Genomic DNA, 17,374 nt, shown 5'->3' on the forward strand with positions numbered 1-17,374 from the left:
TGGCCGAGGCGTTCCTCTACGCCGATCTGGTCGCCGGCCGTCCGGTCGCCGTCGAGGCGGCCGACCGCGTGCAGACGGCGCTGTTGGAGGCCGGCTGGGGGGGGGGGGGGGGGGGGGGGGGGGGGGGGGGGGGGGCCCCCCCCCGCCCCCCGCGACAGGATGGCTCACTCCTGCAGGATCGGCCCGTAGGCCTCGACGATCTCGTCGATCCGCTGGGAGAAGGCGTCGCTGCCGATGAACTCGTCGGGCACGTACTGCTCGCCGAGCTGCTCACGCACCTGGTCCTTCTGCAGGCACGTGTCGACCGTCTCCTCGAGGGTCGAGACCACGTCGTCCGGGACGCCCGCCGGGGCGGCCAGGCCGAAGACCGACACGCTGTTGGTGAGCTCCGGGTACCCGGACTCGGCCAGCGTCGGCGCGTCGATGTAGTCGACCGGCTCGGGCGGGCTGACCGCCAGCGGGACGAAGTCGCCCGCGTCGATGTTCTCCAGGACGTCCTGCGACGAGTTGATGAAGACGGCGTCGACGTTGCCGCCGCGGATAGCCGTGGTCATCTCCGCGTTGCCGGTGAACGGCACCGCGGTGACCTCGACGCCGTACTCCTCCGCGAGCCGCCGCAGCTCCATCGCCTGCGACGTCGTCGTCCCGGGGACGCCGACGTTGAGCTCGCCGGGGTTCTCCTCGGCGTAGCTGAAGAACTCCTCGGCGGTGGAGAACTGGGAGTCCGGCCCCACGACGAGCGCCGAGGGGATCTCGGTGACGGCGGCGATCGGGACGTAGTCGTCGTTGGTGTAGCCGACGTCCTGCTGCAGCGGGTTGGTGGCCGAGGCCGGCACCGCGATCAGCGACAGCGTGTGCCCGTCGTTCCCACCGGCGAGCATCGCCTGCATCCCGACGGAGCCGGAGGCGCCCTCGCGGTTCTCCACGACGACGGTCTGGCCCAGCTCCTCCTCGATGCAGCTGCCGATGGTGCGCCCGGCGAGGTCGGTCGGGCCTCCGGCGGCGTAGGGGACGATCAGGGTGATGTTCTCCGTCGGGTAGTCCGACGCGGCGGCGTCGCCGCCACCGCCCCCTCCGCCGGTGTCGCCCCCGTCGTCACCACCACAGGCGGCGAGGGTGAGCACGGACGCGGCGATCAGCGCGGGCCAGGTCGAGCGGGTACGGCGCATGGGTTCCTCCGGTGGTCGGGGGTGGGTCGTGCGGGGATCGGGTCAGCCGAGGATCGGCTCGTAGACCTCCTGGGTCCGGTCGAGGACCTCGGCGAGCTCCTCGGCGCCGGCGAACTCCTCCGGGACGTACTGCTCGCCGATCCGCTCCTGCACCTCCGGCTTCTCCAGGCAGGTCTGCAGGGTCTCCTCGAGCGTCGAGACGACGTCGTCCGGGAGCCCGGCCGGGCCGGCCAGGCCGAAGGTCGAGCCGGAGAGGGTCAGGCCGTCGTAGCCGAGCTCGGCGAAGGTGGGGGTGTCGGGCAGCCAGGAGAGCCGCTCCTCGGGCGAGGCGACGAGCGGGACGAAGTCGCCCGACTCGATGTTCTCGACCACGTCGATCGAGGCGTTGATCAGCACGGCGTCCACGTTGCCGCCGAGGAGGGCGGTGGTCATCTCGGCGTTGCCGTTGAAGGGGACGGCGGTGACCTGCACCCCGTGCTCGTCGGCCAGCCGCTGCAGCTCGATGGCCTGGGGGGTCGAGGCGCCCGGCGTGCCCACGGTGACCGTGCCGGGCTGGGCCTCGACCGCGGCGAAGAAGTCCTCCGCGGAGGCGTACGGCGAGTTCTGCCCGACCGCGAGGACCGACGGCACCTCGGCCATGACCCCCACCGGCGCGATGTCGTCCTTGGTGTAGCCCACCTCGTTGGCCAGCGGGGTCAGCACCATGGTGCCCGCGGTCACCAGCGAGAGGGTGTGCCCGTCGGGCTCGGCGGCGATGAGCTCGGTCGTGGCCAGCGCGCCGGAGCCGCCCGGCAGGTTCTCGACCACCACGGCCTGCCCCAGTTCCTCCTCGAGGCAGGCCCCGACGGTGCGGGTGGTCAGGTCGGTGGGCCCGCCGGCGCCGTACGGCACCAGCATCCGGATCGACTCGGTCGGGTAGGACGCCGCGCCACCGCCGTCCTCGCCGGTGGTGCCGGAGCCGCCGTCGTCCCCGCCGCACGCGGCGACGAGTCCGACCAGCGCGACGGCCGCGATGCCTGACGAGATGCGCATGTCTCTCCCCCAACGATCGCCGTTGATCGCTCCGCCGGACACGCCTGGCGGTGGTCCGGATCACCTGGATACAAGCACAGGGGTGGGTGGCCAGCGCCCCGAAAAGACAACGATCCGGACTCGGTCAGGGCACCGGGAGGACGACGTCGATCAGGTACGGTCCGGGCTCGGTGATCGCCCGGCGGAACTGCGCGGCGAACTCCTCCGCGGTCGTCGCCCGGCCGCCGGGCACGCCCATCCCGGCGGCCAGCGCGACGAAGTCGAGGTCCGGCCGGGCCAGCTCCAGCAGGTCCCTCGACCGCGGCCCGGAGGCCTCCGCCCCCACGTTGCGCAGCTCCCCCTCGAGGATCCGGTAGGAGCGGTTGCTGAACACGACCGTCGTCACGTCGAGCGACTCCCGGGCCTGCGTCCACAGCGCCGAGATGGTGTACATGGCACTGCCGTCGCCCTCCAGGCAGACGACGCGCTGCCCGGGGCGGGCGATCGCCGCACCCGTGGCGACCGGGAGCCCCTGCCCGATCGCGCCGCCGGTGAGGGTGAGCCAGTCGTGGCGCGGCGCCCCGGTGGTCGGCACCGGCATCTGCCGGCTCGACGTCACCCCCTCGTCGACGACGATCGCCCCCTCCGGCAGGAGGGCGCCGAGCACCGCGCCCACGGTGTCGGGGGTCAGCGCGCCGGTGGGGAGGTCGGGCCGCTCCAGGGGCTGCTCCTCCGGCTCCTCCGCCGGGCCGACGAGGTCGGCGAGCCGGGCCAGGGCGTCGACCACGTCGTCCGCGCCCTCGGCGAGCACGTGCACCTGGCACCCCTCGGGGACCAGGCTGCTGGGCCGGTCGGGGTAGGCGAAGAACTCCACCGGCGGCCGGGCACCGGCGAGCACGAGGTGCCGGACGCCGGCCAGCCGCTGGGCGACCTGCTGCCCGGCCCGGGGCAGGCGCTCGACCGGCGGCAGGCCCGCCCCGCGCTCCAGCCTGGCCGGGAAGGTCTCGCAGTGCAGCCGGGCGCCGGTCGCACGGGCGACCCGGCTCGCCGCCCGCAGCCCCGGTGCCCGCGTCGCCGCTCCGCCCACGAGGACCGCGCAGGGCTCACCGGAGGTCAGCAGCCCCGCGAGCCGGGTGACGACGTCGTCCGGCACCGCCCGCGGCCTGCCCGGCTCGGGGGTCGCGGCGGGCTCGGCGCCCTCGGACCAGGAGACGTCGGCGGGCAGGACGAGCGTCGCGATCCCGCCGGGGGCCGTGCGGGCGGCGGCGATCGCCTCCGCCGCATCGGCTCCGACGTCCGCCGCCCGGCCGGAGCGGCGCATCCACGCCGACACCGTGCCGGCGAGCGCGTCGATGTCCGACTCCAGCGGGGAGTCGTACTCCTTGTGGTACCCGGCGTGGTCGCCGACGACGGTGACCATCGGCGTCGCCGCGCGGCGGGCGTTGTGCAGGTTGGCCAGCCCGTTGGCGAGACCCGGGCCGAGGTGCAGCAGGACGCCGGCCGGCCGGTCGGCCATCCGGCCGTAGCCGTCCGCGGCCCCGGTGGCCACGCCCTCGAACAGGCAGAGCACGCCCCGCATCCCGGGAACGGCGTCGAGCGCGGCGACGAAGTGCATCTCCGAGGTGCCCGGGTTGGCGAAGCAGACGTCGACCCCGCCGTCCACGAGCGTGCGGATGAGGGCGCGGGCGCCGTTCACGCCACCACCCCCGCGCGGCCGGTGCGGACGTGGGCTGGATCACGCTGGGCACCCATAGGGGGCACCGTACGCGGGCCGGCAGCGTCCGGACGGACGGGTCAGCGGCGGGTGCGGGTGGCGGCCGAGACCCGTGCGAGGGCATCGGTGACGACGGCGGCGTCGTCACCCAGCAGGCTCAGCAGGTGCGCGACGAGCTCGTCGTGCGTGGTGCGGGCCGCGGCCACCCGTTCCCGCCCCGCGGTGGTCAGCCGGGCGTGCAGCAGCCGCTTGTCGGCCTCCACCCGTTCGCGGATGACCAGTCCCTGGGCGACCAGCCGGTTGATGGTGCTGGTGACCCCGGGCCGGGAGAGGCCGACCGCTTCGGCCACCTCCCCCATGGAGGCCCGCTCCCCCGGCGACTCGGCGATGCGGCGCAACGCCTCGAAGCCGGTGAGGGAGAGGTCGTGGTGGCGGTGGAGCGCCGAGTCGACCCGCCGGGTGATGCGGTCGTGCACCTGCACGATGCGCAACCAGGTCTCGGCGGGGCGGGGAGCGACTCCGGGAAGAGCGGCAGCATCCCGGGGGACACCGCGCGCGAGCGCGTCCTCGGACCGTGGCACCCGCTCAGACTCCCCGGATCACGCGCCGGTGAAACCGAACTCAGACGGCGGAGATCGAGCCCACGGCGCGCCGCCCGGCGTGCTGGCGCCCGGCGACCGAGACCAGCCCGCCGGCGGTGGCCACGAGCGCCACCGCGGCGACCGCCAGGGAGGCCAGCGACACCACGCCCCGGGCGGGCGCGGCCTCCTCCACGGCGGCGGCGACCTGCAGGGCGACGCCGGTCCGCACCGCGGAGTCGGCGCCCACCAGGTCGAGGGTGGCGGGGCCCGCCGCGGCGCCCTCGGGGATGCGCACGTCGACGCGGACCTCGCCGGCGAGGTTCGCGGTCGCCGTGGCCAGCACGGTCTCGCCGCCGTGGAACACGATGCTCACCTGCTCCCCGGGGTTGAAGCCGGCGCCGCGCAGCACCACCGTGCCACCGGGCTGGACCTGGGGAAGGCCGCCGCCCGGTCCGCCCGCCGCGAACGCCCCGACGTCGCCGGAGGTGCGCGTCGGGGTGCCCGTGGTCGTGGTCCCGGAGCCCGTCGGGGTGCCCGTGCTCGGCGGGGAACCGGGCGTCGTCGTGGTGCCGGGGGTCCGCGGCGCGGTGGTCCCCGGGAGGGTGGATCCCGTGGTCGGGCCGCCGGTGGTCGGGGCGCCGCTGGTCGTGGGCGCCGGTTCGGACGGCTCGACCGTGGCCGTCGGCGGCGCCGGTGGGGGCGGCGGCGGAGACAGGGCGACCTGGCAGTCCTCGACCGTGGGCCGGGTGAGCGTGTAGTCCGCCAGCTCGTCGACGTAGGTCCGGCCCGACCCGTCGCGCGCGGTGAACTCCAGCCGCGGGTCGATCGTCTCGCCGGGGGCGACGTCGTCGGTGCGCAGCACCACGCTGCCCAGGGGCGCGAGCGTGGCCTCGTCCTCACCGGACGGCGTCCGGGTGGTGGCCAGGCGCACACTGTAGGGAGCGGTGCCGGCGACGACCTCCACCACGATCCCGCCCGGGTGGCAGCTGGGGCCGTGGGTGACGCGGGCGTCGGGCCGGGTGGGGTCGTCGAGCGCCTGCGCGGGGGCAGCCGTGGAGACGGCGAGGCCGAGCAGGACGACGAGGAGGCCGGTCACGACACCGGCGGGGAGGGCGCCGCGGACCACCCGGGCCGACGTCGTCCGCGTCTGCCCGGTGATCCGCTCGAAGCTGCCGTTCAGCCCGCTCTCCCCTTTGCGATGCACTCGAGTTCCAGATGATGACGGAAGTGACGCTTCGTTGCCAGCCCGTTACGCGCGTGTCGGGCGTGTCGTGCGGCGTGTCTGGATCGACCCGCCGTCCACCCGTTCGGGGGAACCGCCGGACGCCCGTTCGTCATCCCCGGCGAGCACGCGCACTACCCGGATCCCCCGCTCCTCACCCACGGGACTTCGCCACCCCGGCGCCCGCCACCACGCGCCCCGGGCCTCCGGTCGGCCAGGACCGGGTGCGGACCAGGCAACGAGCCCCGGCGCGACCGCGCCCCTCCTCCTGCCGCCGTGAGCATGGTCACTACGGTGACCGCGTGGACGAAGCGGGTGCGGGCCGACGGCGGCAGAACGAGGTGTACCGGGCCGGGGTGTACGGCCGCTCCCCGCGGGTGCCGGTCGGCGTCCGGCGGCTGCAGGAGCGCGCCAAGCGGGTCCTGGACGCCCGCGCCTACGCCTACGTCGCGGGCGGAGCGGGCGACGAGGTGACCCAGCGGGCCAACCGGGCAGCGTTCGACCGGTGGGCCGTGGTGCCGCGGGTGCTGCGCGACGCGAGCGTCCGCGACACCTCGGTGGAGCTGTTCGGGCGCCGGCTCCCCGCCCCGCTGCTGCTCGGCCCGGTGGGCGCACTGGAGCTGGTGCACCCGGAGGCCGACCTGGCGGTCGCCCGCGCCGCCGCCGCCACCGGCGTGCCGATGGTCTTCTCCAACCAGGGCTCGCGGTCGATGGAGGAGTGCGCGGCCGCGATGGGCGGGTCGCCGCGGTGGTTCCAGCTGTACTGGTCGACGTCCGACGAGCTCGTGGAGAGCCTGGTCCACCGGGCGGAGACCGCCGGTTGCGAGGCCCTGGTGGTCACCCTCGACACGACGATGCTCGGCTGGCGCCCGCGCGACCTCGACCTCGGGCACCTGCCGTTCGCCCTGGGCAAGGGCATCGCGCAGTACACCTCCGACCCGGTGTTCCGCCGCCTGGTCGAGGAGCGCGCCGCGGCCGCCGGCCCCCGCGAACCACAGCCCCGGCCCACCCCGGCGGCGGTCAAGGCGCTGGTGACGATGGCGCGGGCCTGGCCCGGGTCGTTCCGCGACAACCTGCGCTCACCGCTGCCCCGCGCGGCCGTGGAGACCTTCCTGGCCATCTACTCGCGGCCGTCGATCAGCTGGGCCGACCTGGCCTGGCTGCGCTCCCGCACGAAGCTGCCGATCCTGCTCAAGGGCGTGCTGCACCCCGACGACGCGCGGCGCGCGCTGGACGAGGGCATGGACGGCGTGGTCGTGAGCACGCACGGCGGGCGCCAGGTCGACCGGTCGATCGCCGCGCTCGACGCGCTGCCCGACGTCGTCGCGGCCGTGGGCGACCGGGCGCCGGTGCTGCTCGACAGCGGCATCCGCAGCGGCGCCGACGTCTTCACCGCCGTCGCCCTGGGTGCCCGCGCGGTGCTGCTGGGCCGGCCGTTCGCCTGGGGTCTCGCGCTGGCCGGCGAGGCGGGTGTGCGGCAGGTCGTCGAGGACGTCGTCGGCGAGTTCGACCTGACGCTGGGGCTGACCGGGCACACCGCCGTCGACCAGCTGACGCCGGAGGTCCTGCGCCGCGTCGGCTGACGGACGCTCCGGCGCCGCGGGTTGACGCCGCCTGTGGCCTGGGTCACAGTGGGAACCGGGCGGGGGCAGCCGGGAAACAGTGGCTACCCACTGCTGGGTAGACCGACCAACGCGGCCAGACCGTCAGGACCGGCCCCCCGCCCCCACTCCTACTGCACCGCGTCCGGCGGCGGGTCCGCCGTCTCCGGGGTCGGCGGCTCCGCGGGCGGCTCCGTCGGCGTCTCCGGCTCCGTCGGCGGGTCGGGCTCGGTCGGCGGCGGAGGCGGTGGCTCCGGCCTCGTCGGCGGCGGGGGCGGCGGCTCCGGCGTCGTCGGCGGGTCGGGCTCCGTCGGCGGCGGAGGCGGCGGAGGCGGCGGCTCCGGGCTCGGCGGCGGAGGCGGCGGCTCCGGGCTCGGCGGCGGAGGCGGCGGCTCCGGCCTCGTCGGCGGAGGCGGCGGCTCCGGGCTCGGCGGCGGAGGCGGCGGCTCCGGGCTGGGCGCGGGTGGCGGCGGCGGAGCGGGGGCCGGGGACGGCTCGGGCGCGGGCCGCGGCGCCGGGGTCGGCGTGGGGCGCGGCGGGTTCCAGCGGGCGCCGTTGCTGACCAGCACCGTCACCGTGTCACCGCGCTGGAGGAGCGTGCCCGGCGCGGGGTCGACGCCGACGACGGTGCCCGGGCGGAGCGCGCTGCTGACGCGGACGAACGAGGCACCGAGGTCCCGGGCGGCGAGCAGCTGGCGGCAGCCGGCGGCGGACCGGCCGGGGCAGCCGGCGGGCACCCCGGCCCGGGTCCCCTCCACGAACTGCGGGTCGGCCGGCGGGAAGGGCACCGGCTCCCGGGTGCTCAGGACCGGCTGCATGGCGTCGTGCCAGATCTGGGCACCCTTGCCGCCGCCGAAGCCGCCGACGTCCTGGTTCTCCACCGGGTTGTAGACCATCACGCTGGCCGAGACCTGGGGCGTGTAGCCGACGAACGCGATGGAGAAGTTGTCCTGCGTCGTCCCGGTCTTGCCGGCGATCTGGTGGCCCGGCACGTACGCGCGGCGGCCGGTCTGCCCGGGGTGGCCCGGCTCGACGTCCTTGCGCAGCGCCTGGTTGAGCGTGTTCGCCAGCCCGGGGGCGACGACCTCCTCGCAGCGCGGGCCACCGAGCGGCTGCCCGTCCTCGCCCAGCACCGGCTCCCCGGAGCGGTCGAGCACGCGCTGCACCGGCATCGGCTCGCAGCGGGTACCGCTCGCGGCCAGCGTGGCGTAGGCGTTCGCCAGGTCCAGCGGGCTGGTGGCCTCGGCGCCGAAGGTGAACGACCCGCGGTTCTCGGCGACGATCTGGTCGGCGACGGGGTCGAGGGAGCGCAGGCCCAGGCGCTGGGCCATGCGCACCGGCGCCTCCACGCTGCCGAGCTGGTCGGACAACGCGAGGAAGTAGGTGTTGGAGGACATGTAGAGCGCCTGCTCCATGTCCAGCGTCGCCCGGTAGCGGCCGGCGTTCTCGACGTCGTAGGGGCCGTCGCCGTCCCGGTAGACCGTCGACTCGTAGGGGTCGGAGGTGGTGATGCGGTGCTCCAGGCCGAGACCCTGCTCGAGCGCGGCGGCGGCGGTGAAGACCTTGTACGTCGACCCGGTGCCCTGCCCGGCCGCGACGTTGAGGTTGACCATCGTCTGGGTGGGGTCGCCCTCGTCGGCGCCGTAGGTCCGGTTGACCGACATCGCCAGCACCCGGCCGGTGCCCGGCTCCACGGCCGTGTAGATGCCCGCGCGCGGGTCGTCGGGCGCCAGGGTCGCCAGGACGGCGGCGTCCCCGGCCTGTTGCACGGCGGGGTCCAGCGTCGTCTCGATGGTGAGCCCGCCGGTCTCGATCGCCTCCTCGTCGAGCCCGAGCGTGCCGGTCAGGTAGCTCATGGCGTAGTCGCAGAAGAAGCCGCCGATCCGGGCCTCCTGGCAGCCCCGCGGTGGCCCCTCGCCGGGCGTGGGGACCACCGGTTCGCTCCGGGCCTCCTCGACCGCGGCGGGATCGGCCATCCCGAGCTCCGCCATGCGCGCGAGGACGACGTCGCGGCGCTGGGTGGCCCGGTCGGGGGCCACGAACGGGTCGTACTGCGCGGGGCTCTGCACCAGGCCGGCGAGCGTGGCCGCCTGGGCGAGGGTCAGTGCGTCCGGCGCCACGCCGAAGTAGGTCTCGGCCGCGGCGGCGACCCCGTAGGCACCGGCGCCGAAGTAGACCCGGTTGAGGTACCGGGTGAGGATCTCGTCCTTGGTGTAGTCCTGCTCCAGGGCGAGGGCCAGCTGGGCCTCCCGGAGCTTGCGGGCCACGCTCTCGTCGGTGGCGGCCTGCCGGCTGTCGGGGTCGGTGGCCGACTGCAGGCGGATCTGCTTGACCAGCTGCTGGGTCAGCGTCGAGCCGCCCTCGACCACCTCGCCGGCGGAGATGTTGCGGACCAGCGCACGGGCGAGCCCCTTGCCGTCGACGCCACTGTGGTCGAAGAACCGGCTGTCCTCGATCGCGACGAGCGCGTCCTTCATCACCGGGGCGATCGCCTCGGAGGGCACCACCGTGCGGTTGCGCCGGTAGAACTCGGCGATGAGGGACCCGTCCGCGGCGAGCATGCGGGTGTTGCCGGCCGGCGTGCGGTCCAGCAGTTCGTCGTCGACGGGGCGCATCAGGTCGGTGCCGGCGCGGGTGGCGAGAGTGGCGCCGCCCACGAGCGGCAGGGCGAAGCCGGCGAGCAGCGCACCGGCCAGCACGACCGCCATCGCCAGGCCCAGCAGCGCGCGCCACCGGCGAGGGCGCCGGGCGGGCGCTTCCTCGACCCCGGGCAGGGGCAGACCTCCGGAGACGGGACGGGGCGACACGGAACTCCTCGGCACAGGCGACAACGGCGGCGCCCACGCGGAGCGGACCCGTGTTCCTCGGTACCCCGCGAGGTGCGAAGTGCCAGCCGGCGGACCGATCTGTCACACAATCGCAAAGAGCCGCCTCCGCCCCGAACGCAGCTCTGGGGGCCGAGTTCGCGAGCTGCGGGCCCTGTAGGACCCACGGAGCGCGTGCTCGACCCCCAGAGCGGGGAGCGAACGCGGTCAGTCCCCCGCCGGCACCAGCGGCGCCGCAGGCGCCGGCCGCGGGACCGGCACCACGGCCGGCAGCTCGCCGGCCGGCTCGTGCCGGACGGTCGGCAGCCACCCCATCCACCGCGGCAGGTACCAGTTGCGCTCGCCGAGCAGCTGCATCACCGCGGGCAGCAGCAGCGCCCGGACCACGGTGGCGTCCAGCAGCACCGCCACCGCCAGGCCCAGCCCGATCTGCTTCATGCTCGTCATCGACAGCGTCACGAAGGTCAGGAAGACGAACACCATGATCACCGCGGCGCTGGTGACGACCCCGGCCGAGGACGTGATGCCCTGCGCGACGGCGTCCCGGGTGGCGAGCCCCCGGTCCCGGGCCTCGCGGATCCGGCTGAGGATGAACACGTGGTAGTCCATCGACAGGCCGAAGAGGATGACGAACAGGAACAGCGGGATCCAGTTCACGATGGCCCCGGTCCGGTCGAGGTCGATGAGACCGGCGCCGATGCCCTCCTCGAAGACGAGCACCATCACGCCGTAGGCAGCGGCCACGCTCAGCAGGTTGAGCACGATCGCGGTGATCGCGACGGTCACCGAGCGGAACGAGACCAGCAGCAGGAGGAAGGCCAGCACCAGGACGAAGCCGAACACCCACGGGGTGCGCTCGGCCATGAGCTCGTCGAAGGCCACCGAGTAGGCCGTGCCGCCGCTGACGACCGCGGTCACGCCGTCCAGCGCGCCGACGGTCTCGGGCACGATCTCGTCGGCGAGGGTCGCGAGGGCGTCGCGGGAGGCCTGCTCCTCGCCGTCGCCGGTGAGCGGCACCCCTACGACGGCGACCGTGCCGGCCTCGTTGGTCTCGACGGCGATCGGCTCGTTCATCTCCCCGCTGGCCAGGGCGCGCTCGCGCAGCTCGGCGATCGCGGCCTGCACCTGCGGGGCGGCGACGTCGGGCGCCTCGATGACCACCTCGGCCGGTGAGGGTCCGCCGGGGAACGCCTCGGTGATCCGGTTGTAGGTCTGGATCACCGCGAGGTCCTGCGGCAGGTCCTGGACGCCCTCGGCACGGAGGTCCATCGACGCCGCCGGGACGGCCAGCCCGACGAGGACACCACCGGCGACGACGGCGGCGACCAGCGGCCGGCGGAGCACCGCCCCGAGGACGACGGGCCAGAAGCGGCCGGGCCGGTCGGCGGCGCGCCGGCGCAGGAACGGCAGCCGGCCCTTCTCCACCCGGTCACCGAGCCACGCCATCATCGCCGGCAGCACGGTGAGCGAGCCGAGCACCGAGCAGGCGACGACCAGGATGGTGGCGGAGGCGACGCCGGTGAAGACCGAGAAGCCGGTGAGGAACATGCCGGCCATCGCGACCATGACGGTGATGCCGGAGATGAGTACCGAGTGCCCGGAGGTCGCGGCGGCGATGTCGAGGGCGTTCACCGGGCCAGCGCCCTTGGCCCGCTCCTCGCGCTCCCGCTTGAGGTAGAAGAGCGAGTAGTCCACGCCGACGGCCAGGCCGATCAGCAGCATGACGATCTGCGCGGTCTGGTCGACGTGCCAGATCTGGCTGGTGAGGCTGAGCAGCCCGAGGGCGCCGACGAACGCGGTCAGCGCGAACACCAGCGGGAGGAGGGCGGCGACCAGCGCCCCGAAGGTCAGCAGCAGCACCGCCAGCGTGATCGGGATGGAGAGCAGCTCGGCGCGCTGGAAGTCGGCGTCCAGGGTCTCGTTCAGCGCGAGGTCGGCGCTGGTGCCGCCGAACTGCTCGACGCGCACGTCGTCGTGCTCGGCAGCCACCGCGGCGACCGCGGCCTGCACGGGGGCGATCCGCTCGGCGGCGTCGTCCGGGTCGCCGGCGAGGTCGAAGGTGACCAGGGCGGAGCGGCCGTCGGCGGAGACCAGCGGAGCGCCGTCGAGCGGGCTGACCAGGTTCGTGACCTCGGGGGTGCCTCGCAGCCCGTCGACGAGGTCGGTGAGCGCGGCGGTGCCCGCGGCCTCGGGGACGTCGGCTTCGCGCTGCACCAGGACCATCTCCGCGGCCGGCTCCTCCCAGCCGTGGTCGGTGAGGATCTGCTGGGCCCGGGCGGGCTCGCCGAGGGTCTGCTCGGCCGAGGTCAGCTGGGCCTGCGGCACGAACGAGCCGAGTGCGACGGCGGCCACCACGAAGGCCAGCCAGCCGAATACCGCCGTCTTCCGGTGCCGGGCGCTCCAGCGTCCGACCCGTCCCGCGAGGTTGCGGGATCCATCCATCGTCGTCTCCTGTCCGAGTGCGGGTGTCCGCAGGCCGACCTGCTGGTCACGAGCGCGCGCGCCCATCCCGCCAGCTGGTCGGGCGGGGGTCGGGGCGGCCCGACCGTCGGGGCGCGGCTCGTCGGCGGAGAGACTTCCGGAGGAGGCAGGACCGAACATCAGGGAAACCCCTGAGCCCGTCCCTGATCTTGATCGAGGCCCGGCCAGGGTCCGCCCCGTGCCCTCACCCGGACGGGGGAGAACCGCGCCGCACCGCACGACAGCGCCTTCACCTGCGTCTTTCACGTGCCGACGGGTGGACTGACCGGTTCCGCCGACGGCGGGCCGCTTCCTCCGGAGGCCTGTCCCCCAACCACGGACCAGCCCTGTCCAGCGAGCGCACAGGAGGGCATCAGTGCACATCGTCGAGGCCAACAAGCCGAGCCGCACCGAGGGGCAGTTCGGGCCGACTCTGGCGGGGTCGCAGGGACTCCTCATCCTGTGCCCGTTCGTGTCCCAGGGCGGCCGCACCCGGGAGCTGGACGGCGTCGCCATCACCCCGCACCGCATCACGGTCATCGAGGGCAAGGCCACCCAGATGAAGGGCCACCTCATCCCGGCGCTCAACGGGCCGTGGACGATCGGCGGGGAGCCGGCCGACTTCGCCGGCGACAAGAACCCGTACGTCCAGGCCCGCCAGGCCGCGCAGCTCCTCAAGGCCGCCGCCGTGGACGCACGGGTGCCGTCGCTGCCGTTCATCCACTTCGGGGTGGCGGTGGCAGGAGAGGGCTTCTGGACCGCTGGCTACGAGGTCAAGCTGGGCGACGGCAAGGTCGTCATGATGGAGAACCTCGCCAACCTCGCCTCGCCGGTGGACGTGGGTGACTGCAACCACGACGTGACCATCGACACCGCGTCGGCGTTCCTCCGAATGCTGGGACTGTCGGTGGACGAGGCCACGCTCCGCGCGGAGGGCTTCCTCACCGCCCCCGAGGCGGCCGCAAAGCGGTCCCGCGAGGAGCAGGCGGGGCAGGAGTGGCGGCAGGGCAACGAGGCGCGGTACGCAGAGCTGAAGGCGGAGCTGCAGAGCCACAACTGCCCCTGCGGGGTGCCCATCGAGTCCCTCAAGGGCGACGAGGTCGTGCAGCACTACAAGGAGCACACCAGGGAGCTGCGCGACGAGCTGCACAAGCTGGCCTTCTACGTCGGTAAGCGGTCCTTCAGGGGTGAGCGGGAAACCTTCCGCACCGTCTGGTACGGGGTGCTGCCGGACTCCGAGCTACCCCACGGGGTGCGACGGGCCAGGCAGGAGGGGCGGGCGGTGGCCCCGCCGTCCCAGGCCGTGCAGCGTCGCCGACAGAGCCGCAGGCGGCTCCGCTCCATCCCCGGGCGGCTGGCGCTGGCCGCGGTCACCGTCCTCGTGCTGTACGTCGGGAGCCTCATCTTCCCGGACCAGACCACCCTCCTGGGCACGGTGGGTTTCTTCGTGCTGGTCGGCACGGCGGCGTCGGTGTACGACAAGACCGTGGGGGCCAGGCAGCGGTACGCCGCGTTGCGGCGCGAGGCGGAGCAGGAGATGGCTGCGGAGCGGTACCGCAACTATCTGGACTCCCCGGAGGCCCGTAAGGAGGCGCAGCGCCGGCGCACGGCTCGGGCGCTGGGGCACAGGTACTAATGGGGGTCGTGGGCTGGGCGTACTAGTGGGGGTCCTGGGCTGGGCGCTGTGGCGCGGCAACCGCCGCCTCAACGAGTCGATGGAGCGGGAGCGGCTGCACCAGAACGCCCTCGCCACCCGTGGCTCACCTCCCCGGAGGCGAAGGAGCGGGCCGAGCTGGGGCGGCGGGCGTACTGGCTCAACAGGGGCGGACGGGAAGCAGGCCACATCCGTCCCCCGATTCCGGCCCGGAAACGAATCTGCCGCGCCGCCCCCGTCGGGGCTGCGCGGCAGATCGGTGTCTCAACCAGACGTGCACCCGAAGGGATTCGAACCCCTAACCTTCTGATCCGTAGTCAGATGCTCTATCCGTTGAGCTACGGGTGCCTGTGTTCAGTTGTCGTGCGCGGAGGCTCCGGGATTTGAACCCGGGATGGGGATTAACCCAAACCGCATTAGCAGTGCGGCGCCATAGACCGGACTAGGCGAAGCCTCCCGGGGCTCGAGTCACCTCGTAACCACCGAGGAGAGAGACTACCAGCGCCGCCGGGCCCGGGTCTCCCGGGGGGTGCCGCGCCAGGCCGCACGGACGAGTGCGACGAGCTCGTGGCCACCAGGCCGCGAGCACCACGAGTTCGTCGCACTCGACGCAGCAGTCAGGCGGCGACCGTCTCCCGCGAGTGGGTGGGGGCCAGCGGGCTGCGGCCGGGCACGAGGGTGACGACGACGGCGGCGGCCGCCCCGGCGCAGGCCAGCAGGAGCGCCCCCGGCACCCCGGACGACGTCTCGATCAGCGCACCACCCAGGGCCGCGCCGATGGCCGAGGCGCCGACGGTGATCGTGGAGAGCCAGGTGAACGCCTCGGTGGTGGCGTGCACCGGCGCGAGCGAGCCCACCAGCGAGTTCTGCACCGTCAGGGTCGGCGCGATCGCCGTCCCCCCGAGGAACAGCAGCACGCCCAGCGCCCACGGGCTGGACACCCAGGCCAGCGGCGCGAGGCCGATCGTGACGCCGAAGAGCAGCCAGCGGTACTGCCGGGGCAGCGACGCACTCATCACCCGCGCCCCGAACCACAGGCCACCGGCGACCGATCCCAGCGACCAGACCGCCAGCAGGACCCCCGAGAGGCCCGGGGAGCCCGTGGAGCCGGCGAACGCCGGGATCGCGACCTCCAGCGCCCCGAACCCCAGCATCACGGCCGATCCGCTGAGCAGCACCCGGGGCATGCCGGGGGCGAGCACGGTGCTGAAGAGGCCGGCGGTGGGCGCCGCCGCGGGCACCCACGACCGGGCGGCACGGGCGACGCCGAGCGCGCCGACGACGGCCAGCGCGCCGGCGAGCCCCACGGCCCACGCCGGCGCGGCCAGCACCGCCAGCGCGGCGACCAGCGTCGGGCCGACGACGAACACCAGCTCGGTGGCCGTGGCGTCGAGGGCGTAGGCGGTGGAGCGGACGCGCGGGTCGGTGCGCGACCACAGGGCGCGGACGGTGCCGGAGACCAGCGGCGTGCTGGCGCCGGCCAGGGCGGAGGCGGCCACGACGGCGGTGTCCGGCGCGCCGCCGAGGGTCACCGCCACCAGCAGGGCGAGCAGCAGCGGGTAGAGCGCCGACTGCGCGAGCAGGATGCGGCGGGGTCCCTTCCGGTCGGCGAGGCGGCCGAGGACCGGCGCCATCACGGCCGACGCGATGCCGAGGGTGGCCGCGGCCAGGCCGGCGATCGCGTAGGAACCGGTCTGCTGCTGCACCATGAGCAGCAGCGCGAGCGGCACCATGGACGACGGCAGACGGCCGGCGAAGCCGGCGAGGAGGAGCACCTTGGCGGAGGGAAGCCGCCAGACGGCGAGGTAGGCACGCACGCTTGCACTCGTTTCGCACTGCAGGGGAAGGAAGAGTAGGCGGTCAAAGAGCGTTGACCGCCTACGCAGTCCCGAGACTAGGGACAGATGAGTAGGGAGTCAATTGGACTACGACACCTACGGGTCGACCGCGGTCGAGCTGGCCATCGCCCTGGCCAACGCCGACCTGGCGCCCGAGGACGGGATGGCGCGCTTCCTGGCGGCCCACGACGAGTGGTTCACGCCCGGCACCTCGCTGGACCTCACGCCGGCCGACGCCCAGAAGGCCGCCGCCACGGCGCAGCTGGTGCGCGCCGTCGCGCTGGCCGAGTCGCAGCCCGACGTCCTCGCCCGGCTCAACGAGCTGCTGGCGCTGGCCCGGCCCCGTCCCTACGCCACCGACCACGACGGCGACCTGCACCTGCACTACGCCCGCCCCGACGCCCCGGCCCTCGAGCAGCTGACGACGACGGTCGCGATGGGCCTGTCGCAGGTGGTGGTGCAGCACGGCTGGCAGCGCCTGGGCGTGTGCTCGGCCGAGGGCTGCGACGACGTCTACGTCGACACCTCGCGCAACGCCAGCCGCCGCTACTGCTCCAACACCTGCGCCAGCCGCTCGACCGTGGCCGCCTACCGGGCCCGCCAGAAGTCCTGACCCCGCCCCGAATGATCAGGTGACCTGGCCATTCGGGGTCCTGGCTCACCATCGACACCGAGCCAGGACCCGGAACGATCAGGTGGGCTGATCATCGACGCGGCGGCTAGCGTCCGGTCGTGCCCATCCCCCGCGACGTCGACGCGCGGCTGCACGCCTGGATCGGCGGGTTCCCGACCACCCCGGCCGACCGCTGGCTGCGCCACCTCTCGGCCGCGGCCGACCACGGGAAGCTGTGGCTGCTGCTCGCGCTCGCGCTGGGCGGCCGCCCCGGCCGGCTGCGGCGCGGCGCCCTCCGCGGGGTGGGGTCGATGCTGGTCACCAGCGCGGTGGTCAACGCCGTCCTCAAGCCGGCGTTCGGCCGGGTGCGCCCGGACCTGGCGAACCTGCGCACCGAACGCCGGCTGCGCCGCGAACCGGGGAGCCTGTCCTTCCCCAGCGGGCACTCGGGCTCGGCCGCTGCCTTCGTCACCGGGCTGGCCCTGGAAGCACCCGCGGCCGGAGCCGGGCTCGCCCCGCTGGCGCTGGCCATCGGCTACTCGCGGGTGCACGTCGGCGTGCACTACCCCGGGGACGTGCTGGCCGGGCTCGCGGTGGGCGGCGCGGTCGCCGCGGCCGGCCGGCGCGTCCGGCGCTGAGCGGCCGGGCCGGATGACCCGCCGGACCGGCTGCGTGAGAAGCCCACG

Annotated in this window: 12 protein-coding genes and 2 tRNA genes; 4 read left to right on the forward strand and 10 right to left on the reverse strand. The window is 74.6% G+C overall.

Features of this window, described 5'->3' with window-relative positions:
- Nucleotides 1-164: 164 nt before the first annotated feature.
- The 5 genes from ACI79Q_RS16025 to ACI79Q_RS16045 all read right to left on the reverse strand — a co-directional run bounded on the left by ACI79Q_RS16025 (nt 165) and on the right by ACI79Q_RS16045 (nt 5,679).
- Nucleotides 165-1,169 carry a tripartite tricarboxylate transporter substrate binding protein gene (locus tag ACI79Q_RS16025; protein WP_456613152.1) on the reverse strand — a complete coding sequence of 335 codons (1,005 nt, stop codon included), beginning with the start codon at nt 1,167-1,169 and terminating at the stop codon, nt 165-167.
- 42 nt (nt 1,170-1,211) lie between these two features.
- Nucleotides 1,212-2,201 carry a tripartite tricarboxylate transporter substrate binding protein gene (locus ACI79Q_RS16030; protein ID WP_456615000.1) on the reverse strand — a complete coding sequence of 330 codons (990 nt, stop codon included), beginning with the start codon at nt 2,199-2,201 and terminating at the stop codon, nt 1,212-1,214.
- Between the two features lie 124 nt (nt 2,202-2,325).
- Nucleotides 2,326-3,876 carry an acetolactate synthase large subunit gene (locus ACI79Q_RS16035; RefSeq protein ID WP_456613154.1) on the reverse strand — a complete coding sequence of 517 codons (1,551 nt, stop codon included), beginning with the start codon at nt 3,874-3,876 and terminating at the stop codon, nt 2,326-2,328.
- A 98-nt stretch (nt 3,877-3,974) separates the two neighbouring features.
- Nucleotides 3,975-4,475, reverse strand: a complete 501-nt coding sequence (locus ACI79Q_RS16040) for a MarR family winged helix-turn-helix transcriptional regulator (protein ID WP_456613155.1) — start codon at nt 4,473-4,475, stop codon at nt 3,975-3,977.
- A gap of 40 nt (nt 4,476-4,515) precedes the next feature.
- The gene (locus ACI79Q_RS16045) at nt 4,516-5,679 is read right to left on the reverse strand and encodes a hypothetical protein (RefSeq protein ID WP_456613156.1); all 1,164 of its coding nucleotides are present in this window, start codon (nt 5,677-5,679) and stop codon (nt 4,516-4,518) included.
- A 320-nt stretch (nt 5,680-5,999) separates the two neighbouring features.
- On the opposite strand from ACI79Q_RS16045, the gene ACI79Q_RS16050 reads away from it, so the two are divergent.
- Complete coding sequence (locus ACI79Q_RS16050) at nt 6,000-7,280, forward strand: alpha-hydroxy-acid oxidizing protein (RefSeq protein ID WP_456613157.1); 1,281 nt, start codon at nt 6,000-6,002, stop codon at nt 7,278-7,280.
- A gap of 149 nt (nt 7,281-7,429) precedes the next feature.
- Here the strand turns inward: ACI79Q_RS16050 and ACI79Q_RS16055 are convergent, their stop codons facing one another.
- The gene (locus ACI79Q_RS16055; RefSeq protein ID WP_456615001.1) at nt 7,430-10,105 is read right to left on the reverse strand and encodes a transglycosylase domain-containing protein; all 2,676 of its coding nucleotides are present in this window, start codon (nt 10,103-10,105) and stop codon (nt 7,430-7,432) included.
- Between the two features lie 225 nt (nt 10,106-10,330).
- Nucleotides 10,331-12,565: an MMPL family transporter gene (locus ACI79Q_RS16060; protein ID WP_456615002.1), complete on the reverse strand. Its 2,235-nt coding sequence runs from the start codon at nt 12,563-12,565 to the stop codon at nt 10,331-10,333.
- 394 nt (nt 12,566-12,959) lie between these two features.
- Here ACI79Q_RS16060 and ACI79Q_RS16065 point away from each other — a divergent pair, with 394 nt between their 5' ends.
- Nucleotides 12,960-14,219 (forward strand): nuclease-related domain-containing protein, encoded by a 1,260-nt coding sequence (locus ACI79Q_RS16065; protein WP_456615003.1) that lies wholly within the window; start codon nt 12,960-12,962, stop codon nt 14,217-14,219.
- Between the two features lie 293 nt (nt 14,220-14,512).
- Here ACI79Q_RS16065 and ACI79Q_RS16070 read toward each other — a convergent pair.
- The 3 genes from ACI79Q_RS16070 to ACI79Q_RS16080 form a co-directional block, all read right to left on the reverse strand.
- Nucleotides 14,513-14,585 (reverse strand) — tRNA-Arg (locus ACI79Q_RS16070).
- A 20-nt stretch (nt 14,586-14,605) separates the two neighbouring features.
- Nucleotides 14,606-14,694 (reverse strand) — tRNA-Ser (locus ACI79Q_RS16075).
- A 160-nt stretch (nt 14,695-14,854) separates the two neighbouring features.
- Complete coding sequence (locus ACI79Q_RS16080; RefSeq protein ID WP_456615004.1) at nt 14,855-16,054, reverse strand: MFS transporter; 1,200 nt, start codon at nt 16,052-16,054, stop codon at nt 14,855-14,857.
- A gap of 103 nt (nt 16,055-16,157) precedes the next feature.
- Between ACI79Q_RS16080 and ACI79Q_RS16085 the strand changes: the two genes are divergently transcribed.
- Together ACI79Q_RS16085 and ACI79Q_RS16090 are read left to right on the forward strand one after the other, a co-directional pair.
- The gene (locus tag ACI79Q_RS16085; RefSeq protein ID WP_456615005.1) at nt 16,158-16,688 is read left to right on the forward strand and encodes a CGNR zinc finger domain-containing protein; all 531 of its coding nucleotides are present in this window, start codon (nt 16,158-16,160) and stop codon (nt 16,686-16,688) included.
- A 119-nt stretch (nt 16,689-16,807) separates the two neighbouring features.
- Complete coding sequence (locus ACI79Q_RS16090) at nt 16,808-17,326, forward strand: phosphatase PAP2 family protein (RefSeq protein ID WP_456599800.1); 519 nt, start codon at nt 16,808-16,810, stop codon at nt 17,324-17,326.
- Nucleotides 17,327-17,374: the final 48 nt, after the last annotated feature.

It is taken from the genome of Blastococcus sp. SYSU DS0828, from assembly GCF_054050975.1.

Coding starts and splice junctions, on each gene's coding strand:
- ACI79Q_RS16025 (WP_456613152.1), bottom strand. CDS start 1,169: ATGCGCCGTACCCGCTCGACCTGGCCCGCGCTGATCGCCGCGTCCGTG.
- ACI79Q_RS16030 (WP_456615000.1), bottom strand. CDS start 2,201: ATGCGCATCTCGTCAGGCATCGCGGCCGTCGCGCTGGTCGGACTCGTC.
- ACI79Q_RS16060 (WP_456615002.1), bottom strand. CDS start 12,565: ATGGATGGATCCCGCAACCTCGCGGGACGGGTCGGACGCTGGAGCGCC.